Consider the following 22,703-nt stretch of genomic DNA (forward strand, 5'->3'; position numbering starts at 1 on the left):
GCGTCCTATTCCTCATCGATCGCGCCACCACAGAAGACTCAGCAAGTGTCTGGGACGACAGTCACCACGCACACGCGGCGGCCCGCCATCAGATGTCAATGACGGCGGCTTTCTCTTGAATCGTTTCGAGTTGCACCAGATCGCCGCGCCCCATTCCTGGGCACCCGCCCTGCGCCGACTTCCAGGCCTCGGGACTCGCCAGGTTCGAGTTCCAAAACGGCCACGTTCGGCATTGAGCGGGGCGAACAGGATAGACGGTGCACCGTCGGGTTGCCCCATCCAGGAAGATGCAATCTCCGTTCGCGTACTCGCGCAGACTGACGCGCCCGCCGTACAGACGTGTGAATGAAATCTTCATCTCGCCAATGGATATTCCGCGGTAGTCCGCGATCGCCTGGGCTTCCTCTTCGGTGACCCAGACAACACCCGGCGCTCCTCCACAACAGTTGCCACACTGCGTGCAGCCGAACCGCAGCCCATCATGGTACCACGGCATCGAGTCACTCATATTTTGTCCACCTTCGCCTGATTTTGATCGTTCACCGCATGACACTGAACAGCTCTTGGCCCCCCGCTCCGCAACGAATCGTGGAATGCTAAGGAGGAAGAGGCACACTGACTTATTGTAAGACATTTCCCTTTGTTTTCAGATGAATCATCATGCCCTACGAGATGCCGCAATACCGTCCTAGGGTATTTCCTTATCGTGTGGCATTGCGCAGATTCCGATCTACGTTATACCTAGACATGAGTTCGTTACTGGACGGTGATTTAACGAACACCCAAGCCATTACTGCTCGCAACCAGATGTCTGCCTTTCAAGTCTGCTCACACCTCTGACGTACTCCTTCGGCCCTGACATTCTGCACTAGCCCACACCACGCGAGGCGGTGCTTCGTAGGCATTGGCGGTGAAGTCGTCAATTTGAAAGCACATCATGCAGTCAGAAAGTTTCGCCAACGTGCTGGATCAGTCAACTGTTCAGGGGTTTCATACGTCGGCAAACCAGGCCGCATTCGACGAACACCAGACGCCCGATCTGACTCAGTTGCTCGACCGGTGTCGCGGCGATCTGATTTTTGTCGACTCGCTGCTTTGTGAGTTGGAGAGCATCCAGCGCCCGGAGCGCGGCCGAGCCCTGACCACAGGTTCACGCTCGGATGCGATCGACCCATCCTGGATGCCACGGGCGTTCGCGACCGGCATGACGACAATTGGCGCCGACCTCATTCGCCGACTTGCAGACGATATCGAAGATTTGTGTCGGACGTCAGCACGCGGTACGGCACACGAGATGTTACTCGACCTGCAAGTGAAAATGGTGCGATGCCTTCAGATGCTTCCAGCGACCTCAAACATCATAAACAACTAAGCATCTTGCTCATCGACATCAATGCCAGGCAGTTCACACGAGCCGCGTAGAGGCTGTTCTCCCGACCGGTCGGTGATTTTCACCGAGACTCGTCGGGATTTTTTCATTCACACGAGCGTGCCAAACGAGTCACGTCCGATCTCGGTCTCGACGGTCACCGTCCACGCTGCGAAGCGAGGGGGGACAGGCGCATTTTCCCGGCTCATTGGAATCCACAGTGCGCCGACCAGAGCAATCCGTCTCTTTTTGGCCGGAAAACAAGCCAGTCCCCGGCGTATGAACGGTCACATCTCGACGCACTGCGACCAAGTTCGCTTGTTCAACTCGCCGCCGTCGCCACCTGAACTGCAGCGGTCGCCCACTCTTTCGCGCGATCACTCTTTCACACCTTCAGTCCGGCAAATCTCGCTGCAGGCCGTCTGTCGGCAGGAATTCATTCCGGACAAGCGACACGGATTCCGACGATCGTCTCGACCCTAGACACCGCTCAGGTGTTCATGTGCGACACATCCCCCGCTTGATGTGCTGTCGCACAATGGAATCGAAACACCTTACGGCCGTGACAGCGTTTCTGCCTGAATTCTTCATAAAGTTGGCAGCAGCGGGGAACCACAGAGGGTCCCGAGAGAATCCCGGATCCGTCCTGGCTGCTGCGCCGGAAGGTGAAAGTTTGTGCTTCATCTGCCATGACTGCTAACTGTTGGGTTCATCTTGTCGAGTTTTTAATTTTCAGATAATTGTCCCCCCGCTTGCGAAGGACTCGTCGTTCGGGCGCTCATCCGAACAATGAGTTCTGACATTTTGTCTACGTTCACCCGTGCATTTCCTGCATTCATCGCAAATCCTCGGGCTTGTGCCCGCGAGAACAGCTTGCATGACCTATTACACCGCCGGTCAAATCTCCGACGCCGTGCGACCGTTGAAGAATCTCAACGGCGATCGCTCGATCCGGGCGTTTTTCCGTCGTTTTTCGATGGTATCGCCCATCGGACGCGGGCGACTGGTCATGCTGATCCTCGCGGTGATGTCCGTATCCGCCTCAATCAATCGGGCCGAAGCCCAGCCGCCCCAATTCGGTGGACATGGTACGCCCAGCGTTGACGACACGTCCCCTTCGCGCAGTGCTCGCACGTCGAGTCGTCGCGACAACGCGTCCACATCGGCCAAACCGCTGCCCAAAGGCGGCATTCGGCCCATCTCTTATGAAAACGAACCGGAATCCGCTCAGCCCAAGACGCCATTCGAGATTGATGAACCGATTTCCAAAGTCACCATCGAAGGGAACTCCACAATTCCCGACCCGGAAATCGCCAAACATATCAAGACTCGCCCCAGTCGGCCGGCGAATCAAAAGCAGATCAAAGACGACGTCGACGCCCTGATGCGGACACGTTGGTTTGTCAGCGTCGAACCGAAGTTGCGTCCTTCAGAAGAAGGACCAATCCTTGTCTTCCGCGTGATCGAACGTCCAATCGTCCGTCGCGTGGAATACAAGGGCTTGAAAAAAATCAAGCAAAAAGTCTTCGACTCGATGACGCAGTTGAAGCCGGGCAGCCCCTTCGATATCAGCTCAAACCGCGAATGCGCACGACGGATTGAAGAGTACTACCACGAAAAGGGGTTTGCCTTTGCGACGGTCGAACTGGAAAAGGGCAACGACCGCGATGATCGTGAAGTGGTGTTCTTGATCAACGAAGGTCCGAAGGTTCACGTCACGGCCGTCAAGTTCGACGGGAATCAACAGTTCATCGATGGGATTTTGAAAACCAAGACGCGCACCAAGCCACGGATTCTGTGGTTTTTCGGTGGGAAATACGATCCTTCGACGATCAAGGACGACAAGGAAGGCATCCGGCAGTACTACCACAGCCTGGGGTATTTCGATGTCGCAATTGACGAACGCCTGAAGTTTTCGGATGACAAGGCCAACCTCGAAATCCATTACGAAATCGACGAAGGCACGCGCTATAAGATCCGCAATATCGAGGTCATCGGAAACAAGGAACTGTCCGAAGATCAACTTCGAGACATGATGAAGGTCGATGGCGGGATTTACTACAACGCCCGTGACATCAACAAGGATGTTGAACAGATCAAAACCAAGTACGGTGAGCAGGGCCGTTTGTTCTGTCGCGTCGATGCCGTCCCCAAATGGACTGAAGACCAGGGGATTGTGGATCTCGTGTACAAGATCGAAGAAGATCGCGTCTATCGCGTTCGCAACATCAATGTCCATATCCAGGGTGACCACCCGCACACGCGGACGAATCTCGTCAGAAACATCTCACCTGTGCAACCCGGCGATCTGGCCGACCCGCGCCAAATCCATTTGATGAAGCGTCGACTCGAAGGGTCACAGAACTTCGAAACGAGCCAGGATGGCGGCGTACGCGTCGAAACGAAGATTGTTGGAAACGACTGGATCGACACGTCTGACTATGCCTCCGCCCGAGGTCAGTCGAATCAAAAGTCGAAACCGGCGGCGGGCAAACCGCTCAGTTCGGCCATGACTCCTTCCGCTCCTCTGACGACCGATCCAAGTCGTGTCATCGCGATGCGGCAGAATCACTTTGGTCTTACGGGATGGGTCGGAACGAAAGAATCACGTGAAGAGAGTCGAGACCCGACGGTCTCGGTTGCCTCACATTTTGAAGAGTCCGTTCCTGCCATCACGGTGCCGATCGAACCGATCAAACTGGCGTACGATGAAAAGTTGTCGCCGCTGACGCCGATCTTCCGGGCACAAAGCAAAGATCCACTCCAGCCACCGGCGAATTTTGGTTTCGACAACAGCCCACAAGGTGATCCGTTCGGCAATGCAATTCGCAACCCCGATCCCGACGATCTGGAACGAGTTCCGCCCGCCTTCATCGATCTCGATGCCTATTTGACCGAAGCGCGTACCGGTCGCCTGATGTTCGGTGTCGGCGTGAACAGCGATGCTGGTCTTGTCGGTAACATCGTGCTCAGCGAACAGAACTTCGATATCACGCGCTGGCCACGAAGCTGGGAAGATATCTCAAGCGGCCGCGCATTCCGTGGTGGTGGACAGAAATTCAAAGTCGAAGCGATGCCTGGTACGCAGGTCAGCCGCTATATGGTCGACTGGCAGGATCCATACTTCCTGGACACGAACTTCAACCTTGGCGTCAGCGGCTTTTACTTCACCCGATACTATCGAAACTGGTACGAAAACCGCATCGGTGGCCGTGTCCGCCTGGGACGTCAGTTGACGAAGAATTGGTCCGCATCCGCGGCACTGCGACTCGAAGGCGTCGACGTTTACAACCCGACTCTGCCAAGTCCGCAGATTTTGACCGACGCATTGGGAACGCACCTGCTTTCGACAATTCGTGGTTCGTTGATTCACGACACGCGTGACGCCGCATTCAATACAAGCGAAGGTCACTACTTGGAACTGTCGTACGAACAGGCATTCGGCGAATACAGCTATCCACGCTTTGAGGCCGAAGGTCGACAGTACTTCACGACATATCAGCGCGTGGACGGACAAGGAAAGCATACGATTCTGGTTCGCGGACAAGTGGGCTGGTCCGGAAACGACACGCCCATCTTCGAACGATTCTTCGCTGGGGGCTTCCAGACATTCCGCGGCTTTGCGTTCCGCGGCGTCAGCCCCATCGACATGAACGTTTACACCGGGGGTAACTTCATGTTGCTCGGCGGTGCGGAATACCAACTGCCTGTCACCGCGAATGAAATGATCAAGCTCGTCGGCTTCACCGACGTCGGTACGGTGACCGATCGTGCCTCGCTGAGCGACTTCCGCGTCTCGATCGGTGCCGGTTTCCGTGTCTCGATCCCGATGATGGGTCCCGTCCCAATCGCCATCGACTTCGCAATCCCCGTCATGCAAGATCCAAACGATATCCGACAGGTCGTCAGCTTCTACGTCGGCATGAACCGCTAGTGCCCCGTTTTTTGTCCTAACTGGTTCACGAGCATTGTCCGCAGGCTCGTTGGCCAGCTCGCGGCGAGTCCATCGACGGATCAAAATAGACTGGAAGCGAAACCACAGCCGAAGCTGGGTGGTGTTAACCCCAGAAACCGGCCAGCAGCCAGGAAATTCCGGGATCAATTTCCGAGGATTCCGTTTGCGCCCACACGACGCGCAACAAGTCGGCTGAGACCAGCGAACCGACGATTAGCACGCAGAGCGAGGCGAACAGTAAGCCACAGAAGCCGGTGCTCCATTCCACTTCCTGTTTAACGGGCGCTTTTCGCAGCGACGTGATTTCGAACTGGCTGGAGCCTTCCGAAAAACTTTCGTCTCCCGCGTCGTCACCATCATCGAACGCCAGATCGTCGAAATCGTTGCCGCTCAGGTCTTCATCCGAGACTTCCAGTTCTTCGAGCGGTTCCTCGTCCGCGTCGTCCACCTCGAAGATACTGTCTTCGACGGTCTTTTTATTCTTTTTTCGACCTACCGGCGGGGCGTCTTCTTCATCATCTTCGAAAATGACGACGCTTTGGCCCGAATCACCCAGCATCTGCATTTCAGACGTATCGCTGGCATCGAACTCACTAAGGTCACTTGCGCTGACTTCGCCACTGTCGATGGGGCTGAGCAGTGGCGCGGTCGAATCGAGATCGTCCTCATCCCCTTCCGAGAACAGCAGCGGCGATGTTGCCTCGATGTCGTCTCGAGCTTTGCCCTTCAGATTTTTGCTGCTGCCACTTTTCTTCGGCTTCTTGCCAAGATTGCTGCCGCTACTGGCCGAAGCGAGCTTGATCCCGCTGTCGTCACCAAATTTCACTCCGCTGTCGGCGAACCGAATCCCGCTATCCAGGCCTTCCAGCGAAATTCCGCTATCGGCAGGCTGCATCAATTGCACGCCGCTGTCTTCGGACAATCGGATGCCACTGTCCCCGGCCAGTGCGACGCCGCTGTCGCCTGCGAGCCTGATTCCGCTATCCCCCGACAGCGTCACGGCCGAATCGTTTGCGTCGGACAACACTGAAGCGCTGTTGTCGGTATCACCGAGATCAAAATCGATCTTGCCAGAATCGGAATCCAGCGGTTTGCGGCCCGATGATTTTCCGCCGCGACTGCTGCGCGGCAGCAGCATCACATCGCTGTCACTATCGGATTCCAGCGACTTCCCGCCGATCAGTTTGACATCACTGTCGCTCTCCATCAGCGGGGCGAGGCGGACATCGCTGTCGGACTGGGCCATTCGCACGTCACTATCGGAACGAGCCAGGCGCACATCGCTATCCGAATCAACGAGCGAGACTCCTGAATCGACCAGCTTGACGTCGCTATCAGAATCGGGCAATCCCGCGTCGATCATTCTGACATCGCTGTCGGAATCGGCCTTCCCCAGTGGCTTCGGCTTGACGATGGTGACATCGCTATCGCTGCCCTTTTTGGGAGCCCGCGCCGGCTCAACCAGGCGAATATCACTATCGGATTTTTGCAGGTCGATTGATGCGATATCGGCGCTACTGCCGGAGAGTCGTTTCTTCGACGGATCTTCTGCACTTACCAGCCGCACGTCACTATCGGAATCGATCCCGAGTGCACGGCGGACGACCGTTGGCTGATTGCCGATCTCATCATTTTCGTCCGCATCGTCGATCATCGGCAGGTCTGGGTCCGAGTCGGGCTGTGACCGACGACGGAACTCGGCGATATCGTCCGCCTTGAACTTCCAGGTGCCACGATCGGCGAACCCCCGGATCTCGCCTTTCTCGCGCAGGCGGATCAGTTCTTCGGTCTTGATGCGCAGTTGGATCGCGGCTTCCTCGAGACTGAGATACTTCTTGTTCGGGGCCATCAATCAAACTCCGCTCAAAACGTGTCGCGATTCAGGACGAGGATTCAACTGTGCTGCCCGGGAGACGGTTCCGCGGACCTGCACAAACATAAACTTCAGGTAATCGGAAAACTCGACGCAGCCCGGATGGACCTCCAAGGCAGACCATCTAGGATTCGTCGATGAAACTTGGAATCGGCTATTCGAAGCACCGACACCACTTAGATCGGCGTTTCGGCAAATGACTTTTCGCGAACCCACCCGCGACATCCGGACACCTGACCCGAAATTCGAAATCGGCAGGCAGGATCGTTACGGACGGTGTACCGCACGCTTAAGTCTATCGCTGCATTTTCCCCGCTGACAAGGGGCTACCCTGCCGAGAATGTTCCGAATACGAAAGCCGCAACGAAAATAGCGATTATTCGGCCGGCCTCATTCCATGACGACTCGTCCAACCGGTTGAAGTTCATTCGCGACAGTCGGTTCTTCCGGTTGTGGTTCGGTTCGTCCGACGATTCGTGAGAACTGGTGAAGAGCATTGCGGCGCAGCCACCAGGTCAACCCAATGTAGATCGTGAAGTGCAAGCAGAAAATACACCAGGCAACGATGAGGTTCAGAGTCAAATTGTGATTCAGCGCCTGAGGATTTTGCCCCAGACCGATCAGGGCATCTGATTCGAAGATCATCTGACGCGGGCTAAACGACTCGAAAAAAACGTCTAGCGACTCGAAATCGACGGGGCCGACGATGATCGCCGGTACGGCACAGGCCGCACCAACCAGTGCAAACGTGGCCAGCACGGCCTGCATCTGGGTTCGCATCCTCAGGCCAAGCTGAAAACCGAGCCACATGATCAGCTGCAAGTAGACGATCGAAGTCAGAGCCATCGTCGCCAGCTTCAAAGCCGCTTTGTGCCAATCGACTGGCGAGGGGCTGACGACGACATAGCTGCTCCAGACGGCCTGAAACACGAGAAGTGTTGTGAAGGGCACCAGCAGAATCAGGATCAACCGCCTGACGCCCGACAGCTTTTGCAGCACAATCTCGCTCGACGACACCGGCATGACCAGCAGCACATCCAGTGACTGGCGAATTCGTTCCGATGGAATCACGCCCGTGGCATGAATGGTGACACAGATGATCGACACGATCCAAAAGAACGCCTGAAAACCGGGGACGGGCCCCACGACATTCATCCGGCCATCGGACAGTGTCATCGAAATCGCAATGATGAGCGGGGCCATCAACATCATCAGAATACGAAACTGATAGCGGAATGTTCCCAGCGACTTCTTTCGCGTCTCGCGCCAGGTGATCGCATCGTCCTGCGGCAACGGATCTTGGTCCGTTACGAGCACAATTCCGCCTGTGGTGACTCGGTTGAGCTCCGTAAAGAAACGATCGGCGACTTGAAACGCTTCGAGCACCAGATTGCGAATGGGCAAAAACGCGCGACGGACGAGCACTCGCGACGCGGCAAACAGAATCAGCAGCGACGCAAGCATCGGAAACACAGTGACGACAATAAATGTTTCATTGAAGAAAAAGCGGATGAGATCGCCGGTCAACCCGCTACTTGGACGCGCCCCAAAGGGATTGGGAGCGGAGTACAGGCGCATGAGGATCAATCGAGCCAGGAACATCGCGAACGGTGTCAGGCAGAACAGCAGGCAGAAGATCAGCAGATACGTCGACACGAATGCCGAGGACGTCGTTCGAAACCAGGTGGAACACAAGATTGAAATCGACGCGACGAGAAATGTCAGCGAAACGAGCCCCGAAACACCGATCAGCATGTCTGCAAGATCTACACCGCCAATTCCGTAGATAATGGCGAACAGTGGCAGTGACAGCAGTTGATAGGTGGCCATCGTGAAGACACGGCTGAGCAACTTTTCAAAGACAATCGTCAGGGGACTCAGCTTGGTCAACAGAAGCAGTGCGAGGGTATCTTTCTCTTTTTCGATCGTCAGTGCACCGCAAGTAATCGGCGGGATCAAGAGAAAAATCAGAGAGGCCTGCAACATGACCAGCGCGTCGAACAACCGTCGTCCACTGCCCATGTTCAGGACGCCAGCAAACCCCGATCCCCCAATCATGTCGTACTGCACCAGCGCCACGCCATACAGCACAATCGCGTAAATGACGCGAAAGATGTATGTGCGCTTATTCTGGGCTTGTTCGATCAATTCCTTGGTCAGCAGGGGCAGACTGAAAAGTTGCAGCAGCTTCACGAACCTGTTCCTCATCGACACGTCTCGAACCGGTTTCCAATTCAGGCCGTCTGGCCTTCCGTCAGTTTCATGAATGCCGTTTCCATATCCATGACCTCCGGCTGGAACATCCGGATTCGTGCCCCTTGTTTGTGAATGAAGTCGTGCAGATCCTCGACTTCTAGGCTGCCTTCTTGAAAGCGGATCGAAATTCGGTCCACCTGGTCGTCAACCTGGGTCACGCCCTCAAGCTGCCGCAATTGCTCAATTAAATCCGGAGTTTGAAACGCGACTTGCACGTGGACAATCTTCAGCACTCCCAGCCGCTGGTAGATCTCGGCGACGGACCCCTGCGCGACCATCCGTCCGGCTTCAATGATTCCAATCCGGGTACAAAGCTGCGCAAGTTCATGCAAGATGTGACTGGAGATGATGATGGTCTTGCCCATCTCTTTCAGCGCCTTCAGCAGCTCGCGCATTTCAATGCGGGCACGAGGATCAAGGCCCGATGCCGGTTCGTCGAGCAACAGGACGGCCGGATCGTGCAACAACACGCGTGCCAGCGACAATCGTTGCTTCATTCCTCGCGACAACGAATCGACCTGCGAATCAATTTTGCCAGTCAGGTCCGTCAACTGCAGGACATCTTCGACAACCGCCTTGCGTTTCTGGGGTGACAGACGATAGGCGGCAGCAAAAAAATGCAGGTACTCGCGAACCGTTAAGTCTTCGTAGACGCCAAAAAAATCCGGAACGTACCCAATTTGTTCACGCACGAGCTGCGGCTTGGATCGAATATTGAGTTCCATCACCCGGGCGACACCGCGATAGTTCGGCTGGAGCGTTGCCAAAACGCGGATGGTCGACGACTTTCCGGCACCGTTGGGGCCAATGAACCCGAACACCTCGCCGGGGGGAATCTGCAACGAAATCCCTTTGACTGCTTCCAACTTGCCGTATTGAATCGTCAGATTCTGTACATCGACGGCCAGCATGCCGACTCCTTCAAAACGAAATGCTCACACCATTCGACCGGTCGTCACCTCCGCCTGACAATACAAACTCCCGACGGAGGAATCCGCCGACGTCGTTACCGGGTGACCTGGCAACGCGATCCATTGTTTTCCATCTCGACCTGAAATGACATGCTCGCCCTGGTCGCGTCGCGAGTTCACGAACCGGACTTCCAAGCGGGCGAGCAGACACTATGTCTGACACACTAATCTGTTCGTGGGATCGGCGGCAAGGACACGGAGCTCCCGAAACGATCGCAAACTACGATTCGATCGGAACCCCTCTCATCGAAATCGATCGAATTCGTCGCCTGCGCGTCAACGAACTCGACAATCTTGTATTTCCTGCGTTTCCTCAGAACAGGTCTTGTCGAAAAAGCGGCTGGCGACGGACACGTCAAGCGATTATGTTCGATTAGTTTGAATTCCACACCTGCGCCTTGCGACCACCGCCGACCGGGCCGTCGACACGCTTCGCCTTTGAAGCGATCTCGAGTCCCAAACCTGCCTGCTGTTCTGCTTCGCTCACCTGGCCACATACTTCGAAACGAATGCCGATGTTCAATCCGCTCGCGCTGGCATTTACACATTCACAAATGATACGTCGTTGTCGCGACGAGCGTCACCGAGTCGCGGCGACGGCTGTGAGTGGTCATCGACGGTTCGAAACGCGTGATCCGCAACGAGGGGGCGAGGCATTCCTTCGTGACTCGATCCTGCTGACTGTCGCCTTGATTGTGAGCACGTTACCCGTCCAGGCCGCGGATTCGATCGAATACAACCGCGATATTCGTCCCATTCTTTCCGAAAACTGCTTCTATTGTCATGGTCAGGATGGCAACAAACGGCAAGCCGATTTGCGGCTCGATCAACGCGATGCCGCCATCCAAGCCAAGGCGATTATTCCCCACGATACGGCAAACAGCTCGATCGTACGGCGAATTCTCTCGGGTGATCCCGACGAACAGATGCCACCGCCGAAATCGAATCGCCGATTGTCGCCGGAACAGAAAGAGTTGCTGCAGCGGTGGATTGCCGAAGGCGCCAAGTACCAGACGCACTGGGCCTTCGTGACACCGGTGCGACCTGCAGAACCGTCCGTCAAGAACGAGAAGTGGTCTCGCAATCCGATCGATCGTTTCGTCCTTGGCAAGCTCGAAGCGACGGAACTTGAACCGTCTCCCGAGGCGGATCGTGCGAAGTTGATCCGTCGTCTCTCGATCGATTTACTCGGTCTTCCACCGACGCCGGCCGAGGTCGATGCGTTTCTCGCCGATCCAGATCCTCTTGCCTATGAGACCCTTGTCGATCGGATGCTGCAAAACGAGCACTATGGCGAGCGTATGGCGCTGCCCTGGTTGGACGCGGCACGCTATGCCGATAGCAATGGATTTCAGCAAGATGGTGATACTTGGCAATGGATGTGGCGCGACGAGCTTGTTCGAGCACTCAATCAAGACCAGCCGTTTGATCAGTTCACAATCTGGCAATTGGCGGGCGACTTGCTGCCCAATGCCACAACCGAACAAAAGCTCGCTAGCGGCTTCAATCGCAATCATCTGTTGAACGGCGAGGGTGGCGCGATCGCCGAAGAGCAACGGTTTGTCAATCTGTTTGATCGCGTCGACACCACCGCCACGACCTGGCTGGGGCTGACGATGGCCTGTTCACAGTGCCATGATCACAAATACGACCCGTTGACCATGCAAGACTATTACGGATTACTGGACGCCTTCAACCGCGTCCCCGAAACCGGGACACCACAACGGATGTCCAGCCGAATCCGTGTTGCCGCTCCTTTTCTGGAACTGCTGACGGATGAGAATCGAAGACAGATTGCCGAGTACGAATCTCGCATCAAGCAACTCGACGAACAGGCCGCGCCGCTCGCGAATGCCGCGTACGAAGGATGGCGTCAGGGAATCGCGGCCGACACCAATCCGGCCGATGTGACGGGGCTGCCTGCCAGTGTTGTCACCCTACTGCAAAAGCCTGAAGGCGAACGAACGGAGGATGAAAAAAAACAAGTGGAAGCGGAGCTTCGCAGCCTGTTCGACAAGCAGGTCCGCCCAGGACTGAACAGTAAGATTCCGATTCTTGGACAACTCGACGCCACCCGAAAGCAGTTCGCCGACTATAAGGGTGACCAGATTCCGCGGCCGATGATCATGAGCGACGGACAACCGCGAGAAACGGCCATCCTCGATCGTGGCGAATACCTGAAACCCAAAGACAAGGTTGCCTTCAATACTCCCGCATTTCTGCCACCACTGGCCGACGGATTACCACGCAACAGACTGGGATTCGCACAATGGCTGATTGCCCCCGAGAACCCGCTGATGGCACGAGTTCAAGTCAATCGAATGTGGCAGCACTTCTTCGAAACGGGGCTGGTAAAAACGGCAGAAGACTTTGGTGTGCAAAGCGAGTATCCGCTGCATCGATCGCTACTCGACTGGCTGGCCGTTGAGTTCCGTGAACGCGGTTGGAGCATGAAGCACATACACCGCCTGATTGTCACGAGCACCACCTACCGTCAATCAAGCCGATTGTCCCCCGCCTTACGTGCTGCCGACCCCGAAAACCGCCTGTTCGCGCGTGCCAGCCGATTTCGAATGCCGGCCATGCTGCTGCGAGACTGGGCGCTCAGCGCATCCAGTTTACTGAATGAGCGATTGGGCGGGGCACCGGTGTATCCTTATCAGCCCGCCGGCATCTGGGAACCCTTGGCGATCACGAAAGAACGCGACTTTACCTACCCTGCATCATCGGGTAGTGACCTCTATCGCAGAAGCATCTATACCTTTTGGCGACGCACGGTGGGACCGGCCAATATGTTCGATGCCTCCAATCGGCAGACGTGTCGAGTCCGTCTGGCAGCCACCAGCACACCGCTGCACGCGTTGACGACGTTGAATGATCCGACCTGGGTCGAAGCGGCGCGGGTTCTCGCAGAACATGGCATGAAGTCGGCATCCGACCTCGAGGCGCGACTGACCGCGATCTTTCGCCGAGTCATTGGTCGCCCTGTAACACAATCCGACCTGGCCTATTTGACAAAAGCCTTTAACCGCCAGGCGGCCATTTATCGCCAGGAGCCCGAGTTGGCCAAAGAACTGCTGTCAGTGGGAACGGCGAAACGTGACGAGTCGCTCGATCTGACCGACCATGCGGCACTGACGGCGGTCTGTCGAATGATCTTGAATCTGGATGAAGCCCTGACACGGGAATAGCGATTACGAAAGAGAACTCATGCACGAATTGCTTGCAGAACAAATGCAGCGACTCAATCGACGCCAGTTCTTTGGCACGTCGGCGACCGGCGTGGGCGTCGCGGCACTCGCGTCGCTGCTGGGACAATCTCATTCGACCGCCTTGGGCCGTGAGCAGGGGCTGCCCGGACTTCCGCACTTTGCCCCCAAGGCCAAACGTGTCGTCATGTTGTGGCAGGGTGGTGGCCCCTCGCACGTCGATCTGTTCGACGACAAACCGATGCTTCGCGAATGGGCCGGACAAGACATCCCCGATTCCATTCGCGGTACGACTCGCCTTTCGACAATGTCCAGCGGCTATGCAAACTGGCCCTGTCAACCGGCGATCAAGCCACATAAGCAGTATGGTAAATCCGGTGTCATGCTCAGCGAAATGCTTCCCAACGTGGGCAGTATTGTCGATGACATTTGCGTGGTTCGAAGCATGCATACCGAAGCCGTGAATCATGCCCCCGGCGTGACATTTTTTCTGACGGGTGCGCAGGTGCCGGGACGCCCCAGCCTGGGCGCCTGGATGTCGTACGGTCTGGGCAACGAGAGTGAAAACCTTCCCGCATTCGTCGTCATGACTTCAAGTGATCGGGCGAAAACGTGTGGTCAGTTGTTCTTCGATTACTATTGGGGAAGTGGGTTTCTGCCAAGCCGCTTTCAAGGAGTGCGATTCCGGAACACGGGTGATCTTGTTCCGTACCTGGCCAATCCGCCGGGTGTCAGCGTGGGCGCAAACCGGGCATTGCTGGATGATCTGGCCGCGATGAATGCCGCCCACTTGCATGAATGCGGTGATCCAGAAATTGAAACTCGAATCGCCCAGTACGAGATGGCGTTTCGGATGCAGACCAGCGTTCCGGACCTGGTCGATTTCTCGGGAGAAACGAAGCGTACGCTCGATCGCTACGGCGTCGACGCCTTGTCGAAAGGAACCTTCGCCAATAATTGCCTGATTGCGCGCCGCTTGCTGGAACGCGGTGTTCAGTTTGTTCAATTGATGCATGCGGGCTGGGATCAGCACAGCAATCTCTTTACACAACTGGAGCAGCAGTGTCTGGATACAGAAGGCCCCTCGGCGGCCCTGGTGCAAGACCTGAAAGAGCGAGGGATGCTCGACGATACACTGGTCATCTGGGGCGGTGAATTCGGACGCACGCCGTTCGGTCAGGGAAACCCGACGAACCCCAAAGGGCGTGATCACTTCGGTCGCGCCTTCAGTTGGTGGATGGCGGGCGGTGGCGTGAAACCGGGGCTCGTCTATGGCTCGACCGACGATTTCGGCTGGAATATCACATCTGACCCGGTGCACGTCCATGACATGCAAGCGACCATTCTGCACCTGTGTGGCATTGATCACACTCGACTTACGTTCCGGTATCAGGGGCGACAATACCGTTTGACGGACGTACATGGTGAGGTCGTTCAGGGAATCCTGGCCTGAGCCGCGGTCAGATCGAATTATCGTCAACAGGGCTTTCCTGATACGAGCCTCAGGAAAACCGCCGCGGAAATAAACAACATTGCACGATTTCAATCCGGCCGATAGCATCCCGCACCCCTCTTCCAACGTCCCAACCAGACATCGCTTCACCTGAGCCGCTTCATCTCGAGTGTGGCTCTTCGTGGATCGTTGCGCGCCGTGCGACCCCCCGATTCAAGAGACGTGCTCGCTATGCTCTGCAATCGATCCACTCGACGGTCGCAGCACTTGGCTCGGAACAAGCTGGATCGCCCTCAATTCAAATCGTCAGTCGTCGATCAGACACGCGCACTGTTCGCCATTTCGGCCTGCGTGACCGTCCTCTTCGTTTCGTGGTTGCATGTCACCGAGGCCTTCGGCCAGGACCGTTCGATTCCCATCAGAAATCTGCCGACGGGACAACGAACGACGTCAGGTGAGCAATCTGGTGTTGTGAATGGCATTAATAACGCCGTATCTGCCGAGTCGTTTGATCCCGCCGCGCCTGTAGAGGATCTGGATTCGCCAGTGATGCGAGCGATTGAAGCCGAAGCCGGAATTCGGCCGCTGACTCCGTCGCTGATGTTCCGCGACGCACCGCGCGACTTAACGCTCAGAAATGCGATCGAGATCTCGATGATGAAGTCCGATGTCGCATTGACGCTTGATGCCGGGGGAGTCCAGATTTCTGGCGCAACAGTTTATGACCCCGCCATTATGCAGGCGAATTCCAACTTCGCGGCGACAGTTTTTGATCCACGGATCACCACCGGATACCTGGGCAGTCGCATCAACGAACCATCCGGAACGTTTTTCGGTCCAGGTATCCCCCAATATGTCCGTCGTGATGAGGGCAACTTCACGGGATCTCTGACAAAGACCTGGGCCACCGGTGCGTCGACGACGGTGGGGTATCTACCTCCACTGGGCTACCTGTTCCTACCGAATGGAGCGGTCAATCAATACAACCCGATCTACACCTCGGACCTTGTCGTTCAGGCACAGCAGCCGTTGCTACGCGGTGCTGGCTTTGCGGTGAACCTCGCCCCGATTCGCATCGCACAATTGCGAGCGGAACAATCTTGCTGGGATTTTAAACAGGCGATGCTCGCGCATGTCCGTAGCATCGAGACGGCCTACTGGGACCTGCAGGCGTCGCTCGTCGCACTCGAAGCCATGGAGTTCGTCTTGCCGTTGATGAGCGAAATCGTGCGAGTGGAGGGGCATCGCGCCGAACATGGACTTTCGATCGGAGCGGATGTCGCACGAGCCAGCATGCAATTTGATCTGCTGCAACAGCAGCGATTTCAGGCTCGCAACGATGTGGTGGGCAAGGAACTGAGACTTCGTAACTTGATCCGTTTGGGGCTTTCCGACGGAACTCGCCTTGTTCCAACCGACGCCCCACAACGTGAACTCGCGGTCACCGACCACGCGTCGGCGGTTGCCACCGCCATTGACAACCGTCCGGACTTGGTCCGGCAACGCCTTGGCGTTCGCATTCGCGAACTGGAATATTCCGTTGCTCGAAACGGAATTCGCCCTCAGCTCGACCTGCAGGCGCTGTATCGCAGCAATGGAGTCGGACAGGGGCTGGATACCGCGCTGCAGCAGATGGTGGGATTCCAGTACAGCGATGTGACTTTGGGCGTCACGTTCTCAATCCCTATCGGCAACCGAGCCGCCAAGTCGGCCCTGAATGCCGCGGAACTTCAATTGATGCGGGATCGAATCGTCATGCAGCAGGCGATCCAGAATGTGGGATTTGCCCTGGCCGATCTGCTCCGCGATACAGAAACCATTCTCGCACAGTATGACCTTTCTGCCCGCCGGGTGAGAAACAGCGAAGAATGGATTCGTACGGCGCGAGTCCGCTATTCGAATCCGCCGCCTGCGGAAGATGCCAACCCGAATTGGCTGCTACTGGCGATGTATGACTATCAAAACGCCTTGCGAATGCATGTTGACGCGACGACCGATGCCAGCCAGCTTCTCGCGCGCTACAACGTGCAACTGGCGCGAATTGACGAAGCCCAGGGGACGCTGCTTCAGAACCGCGGAATCGAACTCGATCACGATCCCTGCCAAATGGTTCGGCTGCAAGCGCACACCTTGTTCGGAATTGGAACCAGCACAGAATCCCTGGCCGCTCGCCCATTGCCCGCATCCTCATCACGGGTCGCCCCCACGCAATCGAGCGAGAGCGCATCGCGTTCAATGGGACCTGTCAACGAATCGCGCGCTGTTCCGATGACTCCCGCGCAGCCGGGGACATCGAATCTGGTCCCCTATCCGACATCTCGATACCCGACATCGGCGTCGCAAGCAGAGTCGGCCATCACGCTTTCGGGGCACACGGCATTTCGCGAAGATCGCGAACAACGGAAATCGACTCGACCAACAAACGCGTCGTCTCTCAGAGCGGCACAAACAATCGACGCCAATCTAAGATGATCGTGAACTCGAGACTCGCCCGAATGAATGGCTGAATTGCTTGTCCGCAAGCATCCAATTGATGACGAACGTTCGCGTTCACCACCAGAATTCCGTACGAATATAACGTAACGCTTGGTTGATCAAATTCAGCGCCAGTGTACGACGCCCTCGATGGACACGGGCAATCCCGGTCATCCCAGCCTTCAACTTGGCGTCTGCGTTCGCCACGTGGCAATAGACTGTGACCATGTTCTGGTTCTGGCGTTTGTCGGGAATTCCGACGGCAACGGGTGCGATCCGGTCAACCTCGGCCACAAACGTGTCAAAGGGCAGGGCGCGTGCTTTAAGTTCGATCGACTGTCCAGGAGTAATCCCCGCAACATCTTCTTCCGCCACCTGAATCTCGACATTCAGTTTTGAGATGTCGTCAATTGTGCAGATTAATGAACCGCGCTCGGCCAATCGGTTCACGCGTTCTTCCAGATGAGGTGTCGACACGATTCCCGCCGCCGGACAACTGACCTTCAATTGGCCCTGCTGTTCCAGCAAGTACGCCAGCTCTTCCTTCAAGCGATCGGACCGGGCCGTTTCGGCCTCGATGTCCTCTGATCGGCTTCCCGCTTCCATGATCACCAGAGTCGACCGACAGTCTTCCAATTCTTTTTCACGTCGCGCGAGCTCTGCCTGAGCGGCGCGCACGCCATCTGCTTCGCGCGCGATTTTTGCCGCCTTGGCTTGAGCCAGCCGCGAATTGGAAAGCTCGTACCGCTTGTGCTCGGACCGATACTGTTCGTCGGCGAGCGCCCCGAGCCGATACAGCTTGGCAGCACGACCAACAGAATGGAGCGCGTAAGTCACCTCGGTTTCCGACTGTTTCACCTGATGATCCAGCCGCACCAGCTCCTGTTCATACGCCGTTCTCGCATTCGACAGATCTTCGATCGCGAGATCGCGCCAGGATTCTGCGCGAGAGATGCGGCGGCGTTGCTCGTCCAGTTCTTCAGTCCGGTGTCCGCTTCGGAGCCGGTTGAGCGATGCTTGCACTTCCTGGACTTCAGCCCGTTTTCGCGTGATCTGGCTGACAAGGTCTGGTACGTCGAGTTCCAGCAGCAGCATTTCGGGCTCGACTCGATCTCCCTCGCGATGATGAATGGTTTTCACAAAGCCCGCGATCGGCGCGTGGACTTCGGTACGAGTTCCCGGTCGAACTTCAAAGTCACCTTTGACGATGTGTCGAGCGGGGACTAGACAGATCGCGCTGCAAACGGCGGCAAGGCCGGTTCCCCATAAGGCCGTTCGTGTCGGTCGACTGACAATCATGGTGCGAAACTCACTTGTAAAGAAGCCACTGAAAAGACGCTTCAACGTCAGGACGACCAGCAAGAGCGTGATCACGAGCCCGATGAGTCCAACGCGCGCCCCCATGAAACGAAGAATTCCAATCAACATGACCTGCAGGAAGGCCATCGTGAACAGCCAGTTGCAAAATCCATAAATCACAAGCGATCTGCCGTCCGCCTGCGGACGCGGTCGTTCCGCCCCCCAGAGAAGCCAACGGACGTACTGCATCCAGACGATTTCGGATCGCTGTCGAAGGTTGGGAATCTCGAGCCAGTCGCTCAGCAGGTAATACCCGTCAAGTCGCAATAGCGGATTGAGATTGAACAGGATTCGCCCGCCACAAATCGAGAGGACGACATAGGCAAGACGATTCACCAGTGTGTCTTGAACAGTCACCCGCCAAAGGAAGACGGCGAGTGCCCAGATACACAAATCGCAATACGCGCCTGCCAACGTCACCCACAGCCGATGCCATTTTTTGGGAATCAGCCAGGCATCAGTGACGTTGCAAAAAAAGCACGGGGTCAAGAACGCGACCAGGACACCGATCTCGCGAACTTCACTACCAAAGTGCTTGCAGGTCAGTCCGTGAGCGAACTCGTGTAGAATTGTGACGACGACCATCGTCACCCAGAAGAGGGCGATTGTCTGCCATTGCAACGCTTTCGGTAGCGTCGAAACCAAATCTGCTTTGCTTTGCCACGTAACCCAGATTGCTCCGACGATCGCCATCGTCGAAAGCGCAACAAACGTTTGCGTCCATAAAAACCGTATCCGCGGTTCCAGCCACTGAAACATCCTCTCTGGATCAAACAGCGTTCGACGGAAGAACAGGATGTTTCCCTGCTCGGTCTCTGTAGTCGATGTCTCGCCAGCGCCCTTTGCAACTCCATTAGGTGGTGGGTTAATGGAAGCGACATCGGGCGCTGGCTCAACATGCATCAGTCCCAGTGGTCGGATGGTGCTGATGAACACATCAAGATCGGTGGTGCTAAGTGGGTCTCCAAACTGTTGTTGAAAGTTGTGACATATTGTGTCCGCGGACTGCTGACCATTGAGTTCGCCAAGTAAGAAACGTTCAACTTCCCCGATCCGAAAGTAGGAACCAGAACGAGGCAACTTAACGACATATTCGCCAGCGTCCGTCCCTCGAATGACGAGGTCATCGCGACACTGTGGATACGAACATTCACTGGCAATCATGATGGATTGAAGTCAGCGGAACACGAGTTGTTTGAATGGGAACGGCAGACGAAACGCAAGATCTCGAGGACGCGATTCGCGATCCAGGGAACATCGATCAAATTGGAAAAGGGAATCGATACGACCGAAGGCGAAACGTCAAAACGCGGACGACGGATGTCGAGAGGCGAAATTGAAAGGAGCGCGATGGGTGACGATTGTCAGAAGAGGTCGCTTGAAGCGAAGAGAAACTGCGAGGCGGAACGCCTGATGGATGAGAAGCGAGCGGGATAAGGCATCAGCGGGATGGTCATCCCGCACTCTCGAACAAACTATAACACGTGAGTCAGGCTCGATTGAGCGAATTCTCGGCAACGCCTCAAGAATCAATGGCGACCGCCAAGAACGACTCCGAGAAGAGCATTCAAGCCGACCTTCAGTCCCAAGGCCGGGGTGCTGGGACGACAGCTTGATGAGAAGTCGTCTTTGGGTGGTGCACAGGCCGAAAAATCATCTTTAGGAGGTGCTGCCGTGTGGCAATCGCCGCCACCAACGCTGGCACTAAGTCCCAGACCGGCACCGATCAACAGAGCACTGGGGGCAATTCGATCTTCGAGTCGTTCGAACGTGAACTTGGAAGCGGTTGCGGTCGTCATATTCGCTGAACCTTTCACCAGGGCTTGAAAACCGTCTTCTCAACAGCAGAGAAGCGTGGTGATCTGTTGCATAAGCTATCAGCGTGCCATCGCCCCAAGTTTTCGCATTTTGCTACAGGAGCCTGTAATCAAGGGATTTGCGCAAATTCGACACAAACGTGAGAGGCCCAGCCTTGATGATGTTTGGCATCAACACTGGCAACACGGTGGCAATTGGCATCATGTTTATTAGCAATCATCAAAATCCCTAAAATGATCGCTCGTCGAGCTTCGCTTCGCCGTAGGACATTCCGTTTGGCGTGACCAGTTTGATGTAAACCAAAGAATCGATCTGTTCCGACAAAAATCTGCCAGAACCATCACACAGGATGGCGTTCACGCCACCCGCGTGAGCCGAACTCGGTCGCGGCCTGGTACCCTGCGCGACTTTCAGTTCGGCGTTGATCAGCCACTCCCGCGGCCGTTTTTCATTCAATTCGCTCCCGGCGAATTCTGCATTCAAGGGATTGGCGGCCGATTCCAGCAACTGTCCCTGACCGAAAACTACGCGTCCGCGGGACGTTGCGACCGGTACTCCGAAACCAAGGCCTGTCGTGTCGGTTCCGTGCCACGTGTCCGCTTGCAGATTCTCCGTGAGCATGATTGTCTGTGCCAATCCATCTCCGCCCGCAATCGCATCCAACGAAGGCGTGAACGCGGATGCAGGTCGCCAAGTCACTCCTGTCGCAGCGGAAATTTTCAGATCTTCGTCCTCATTGAAAACATCATTCTCGTTCCAGCTCATCGCTCCTAGCCGATGCAATCCATTCGGATCACCCGAGAAGAGTTGCTGCGGAATAAAGCCAAAATTGATCACAAAGCTCAGTGTCCCTCGCTGTTGGGCGAAACGGGCGTCTGCGGGACATCGAAATACCGTGATATCCGTCTGATCTTCGGAACTGATTGTCACACGTCCGTTCGCGTCTGCGGCCGAATGAGCGGCGTTCTTCTTGATTGATTTTAACTTCGAGGTCTGGTCTAACGCCGGCAGCAACAAGGCGGGCCAGCCGACCGCAAGGGAACCTTGTTCGAGGTTCTCTTTGAGAAATGAAATCTTACTCGCCAGGGGCGGAAGTGCTCCTTCCCAGTTCGACGAATAGTTCATCGTCGCGATCCCAACTTGCCGAATGTTGTTCAGACACTCAAGCTTCTTTACAGTCCCCTTTGCATTGCGAGTCGCCGGCAAGAGAATTGAGCCCAGGACCGCAATAATTCCAAGACAGACAATCACATCGAACCACGTCAAGCCGTGACGCGACGCCGTTCGAACTCTTCGGCATTCGGCTAAAGCGGCACGGATTCGATCACAGGGCAATGGACGCAGCGTTCGCATAGCAAATTCTCGTCATCAAAAGCTCACTGGCGGCAATTCGCAGTCCGTCGCGCGTGCTCGCATCGCCAGCACGAACAGATAGTTGCATTCTACTCTTCGTCGAGTCAGCATGCATGTTCATCCGCGTCGCATTTAGACCCCAGCGGCAAGAAAGCCGACGCGACGCGTCAATCGATCTGCGGTGGCATCGGAGCCCCGCCAACGCACAGCCTTCATCGTTGCCGAGAGATCAAATCATCAGCGAAATCGTGAAGACGGGCGGCCTTTTTGTGGTGACTGCGATTGCCGAGATCCTGGGATGCTACCTTCCCTATTTGTGGCTCCAGAAAGGGAAATCGCCATGGCTGCTCGTTCCCGCCGCGTTGAGTCTGTCACTCTTTTCCTGGCTTCTCACATTACACCCTGCGGCATCCGGGCGAATCTATGCGGCTTATGGCGGCGTCTATGTGACAACCGCCATTGTTTGGCTGTGGGCCGTTGATGGTATCAGGCCCACATCCGGTGATTGGATCGGAGCGGCACTCTGCCTTGCAGGAATGCTCACGATCGTCCTATCGGCGAAATGAACAAGCGACAAATCCTCCCGTCGCAGCGACGCGAGAGAGGGACGGT

The 22,703-nt window shown here is 56.0% G+C and carries 13 protein-coding genes; 6 read left to right on the forward strand and 7 right to left on the reverse strand.

What is annotated here, in order from left to right:
* Positions 1-88: 88 nt before the first annotated feature.
* Positions 89-508: a YkgJ family cysteine cluster protein gene (locus OSO_RS0124525; protein WP_029247421.1), complete on the reverse strand. Its 420-nt coding sequence runs from the start codon at positions 506-508 to the stop codon at positions 89-91.
* Between the two features lie 429 nt (positions 509-937).
* Here OSO_RS0124525 and OSO_RS0124530 point away from each other — a divergent pair, with 429 nt between their 5' ends.
* Positions 938-1,372 carry a hypothetical protein gene (locus OSO_RS0124530; protein ID WP_010585713.1) on the forward strand — a complete coding sequence of 145 codons (435 nt, stop codon included), beginning with the start codon at positions 938-940 and terminating at the stop codon, positions 1,370-1,372.
* 874 nt (positions 1,373-2,246) lie between these two features.
* Positions 2,247-5,303, forward strand: a complete 3,057-nt coding sequence (locus tag OSO_RS48510; RefSeq protein ID WP_010585715.1) for a BamA/OMP85 family outer membrane protein — start codon at positions 2,247-2,249, stop codon at positions 5,301-5,303.
* Between the two features lie 124 nt (positions 5,304-5,427).
* Here the strand turns inward: OSO_RS48510 and OSO_RS0124550 are convergent, their stop codons facing one another.
* The 3 genes from OSO_RS0124550 to OSO_RS0124565 form a co-directional block, all read right to left on the reverse strand.
* The gene (locus OSO_RS0124550) at positions 5,428-7,173 is read right to left on the reverse strand and encodes a DNA-binding protein (protein WP_010585716.1); all 1,746 of its coding nucleotides are present in this window, start codon (positions 7,171-7,173) and stop codon (positions 5,428-5,430) included.
* Between the two features lie 414 nt (positions 7,174-7,587).
* Positions 7,588-9,390 carry an ABC transporter permease gene (locus tag OSO_RS0124560; RefSeq protein WP_010585717.1) on the reverse strand — a complete coding sequence of 601 codons (1,803 nt, stop codon included), beginning with the start codon at positions 9,388-9,390 and terminating at the stop codon, positions 7,588-7,590.
* Positions 9,391-9,431: 41 nt separating this feature from the next.
* Positions 9,432-10,364 (reverse strand): ABC transporter ATP-binding protein, encoded by a 933-nt coding sequence (locus tag OSO_RS0124565; protein WP_010585718.1) that lies wholly within the window; start codon positions 10,362-10,364, stop codon positions 9,432-9,434.
* Between the two features lie 575 nt (positions 10,365-10,939).
* Between OSO_RS0124565 and OSO_RS0124580 the strand changes: the two genes are divergently transcribed.
* From OSO_RS0124580 to OSO_RS0124590, 3 genes are all read left to right on the forward strand, one after another.
* A complete protein-coding gene (locus OSO_RS0124580; RefSeq protein ID WP_010585720.1) occupies positions 10,940-13,615 on the forward strand; it encodes a PSD1 and planctomycete cytochrome C domain-containing protein in 2,676 nt (891 codons plus the stop codon).
* A gap of 19 nt (positions 13,616-13,634) precedes the next feature.
* The gene (locus OSO_RS0124585) at positions 13,635-15,086 is read left to right on the forward strand and encodes a DUF1501 domain-containing protein (RefSeq protein ID WP_010585721.1); all 1,452 of its coding nucleotides are present in this window, start codon (positions 13,635-13,637) and stop codon (positions 15,084-15,086) included.
* Positions 15,087-15,317: 231 nt separating this feature from the next.
* Positions 15,318-17,558 carry a TolC family protein gene (locus OSO_RS0124590; RefSeq protein ID WP_010585722.1) on the forward strand — a complete coding sequence of 747 codons (2,241 nt, stop codon included), beginning with the start codon at positions 15,318-15,320 and terminating at the stop codon, positions 17,556-17,558.
* 78 nt (positions 17,559-17,636) lie between these two features.
* Here the strand turns inward: OSO_RS0124590 and OSO_RS0124595 are convergent, their stop codons facing one another.
* From OSO_RS0124595 to OSO_RS0124615, 3 genes are all read right to left on the reverse strand, one after another.
* On the reverse strand, positions 17,637-20,084 hold the full coding sequence (locus tag OSO_RS0124595) for an efflux RND transporter periplasmic adaptor subunit (protein WP_010585723.1): 2,448 nt from the start codon (positions 20,082-20,084) through the stop codon (positions 17,637-17,639).
* Positions 20,085-20,449: 365 nt separating this feature from the next.
* Positions 20,450-20,719, reverse strand: coding sequence for a hypothetical protein (locus tag OSO_RS0124605; protein WP_010585725.1), 270 nt, complete (start codon positions 20,717-20,719; stop codon positions 20,450-20,452).
* A gap of 247 nt (positions 20,720-20,966) precedes the next feature.
* Positions 20,967-22,091, reverse strand: coding sequence for a DUF1559 family PulG-like putative transporter (locus tag OSO_RS0124615; RefSeq protein WP_010585726.1), 1,125 nt, complete (start codon positions 22,089-22,091; stop codon positions 20,967-20,969).
* 248 nt (positions 22,092-22,339) lie between these two features.
* Here OSO_RS0124615 and OSO_RS0124620 point away from each other — a divergent pair, with 248 nt between their 5' ends.
* Positions 22,340-22,657 (forward strand): YnfA family protein, encoded by a 318-nt coding sequence (locus OSO_RS0124620; protein WP_029247425.1) that lies wholly within the window; start codon positions 22,340-22,342, stop codon positions 22,655-22,657.
* Positions 22,658-22,703: the final 46 nt, after the last annotated feature.

Source organism: Schlesneria paludicola DSM 18645, from assembly GCF_000255655.1.
In the GTDB taxonomy this organism is placed as follows: domain Bacteria; phylum Planctomycetota; class Planctomycetia; order Planctomycetales; family Planctomycetaceae; genus Schlesneria; species Schlesneria paludicola.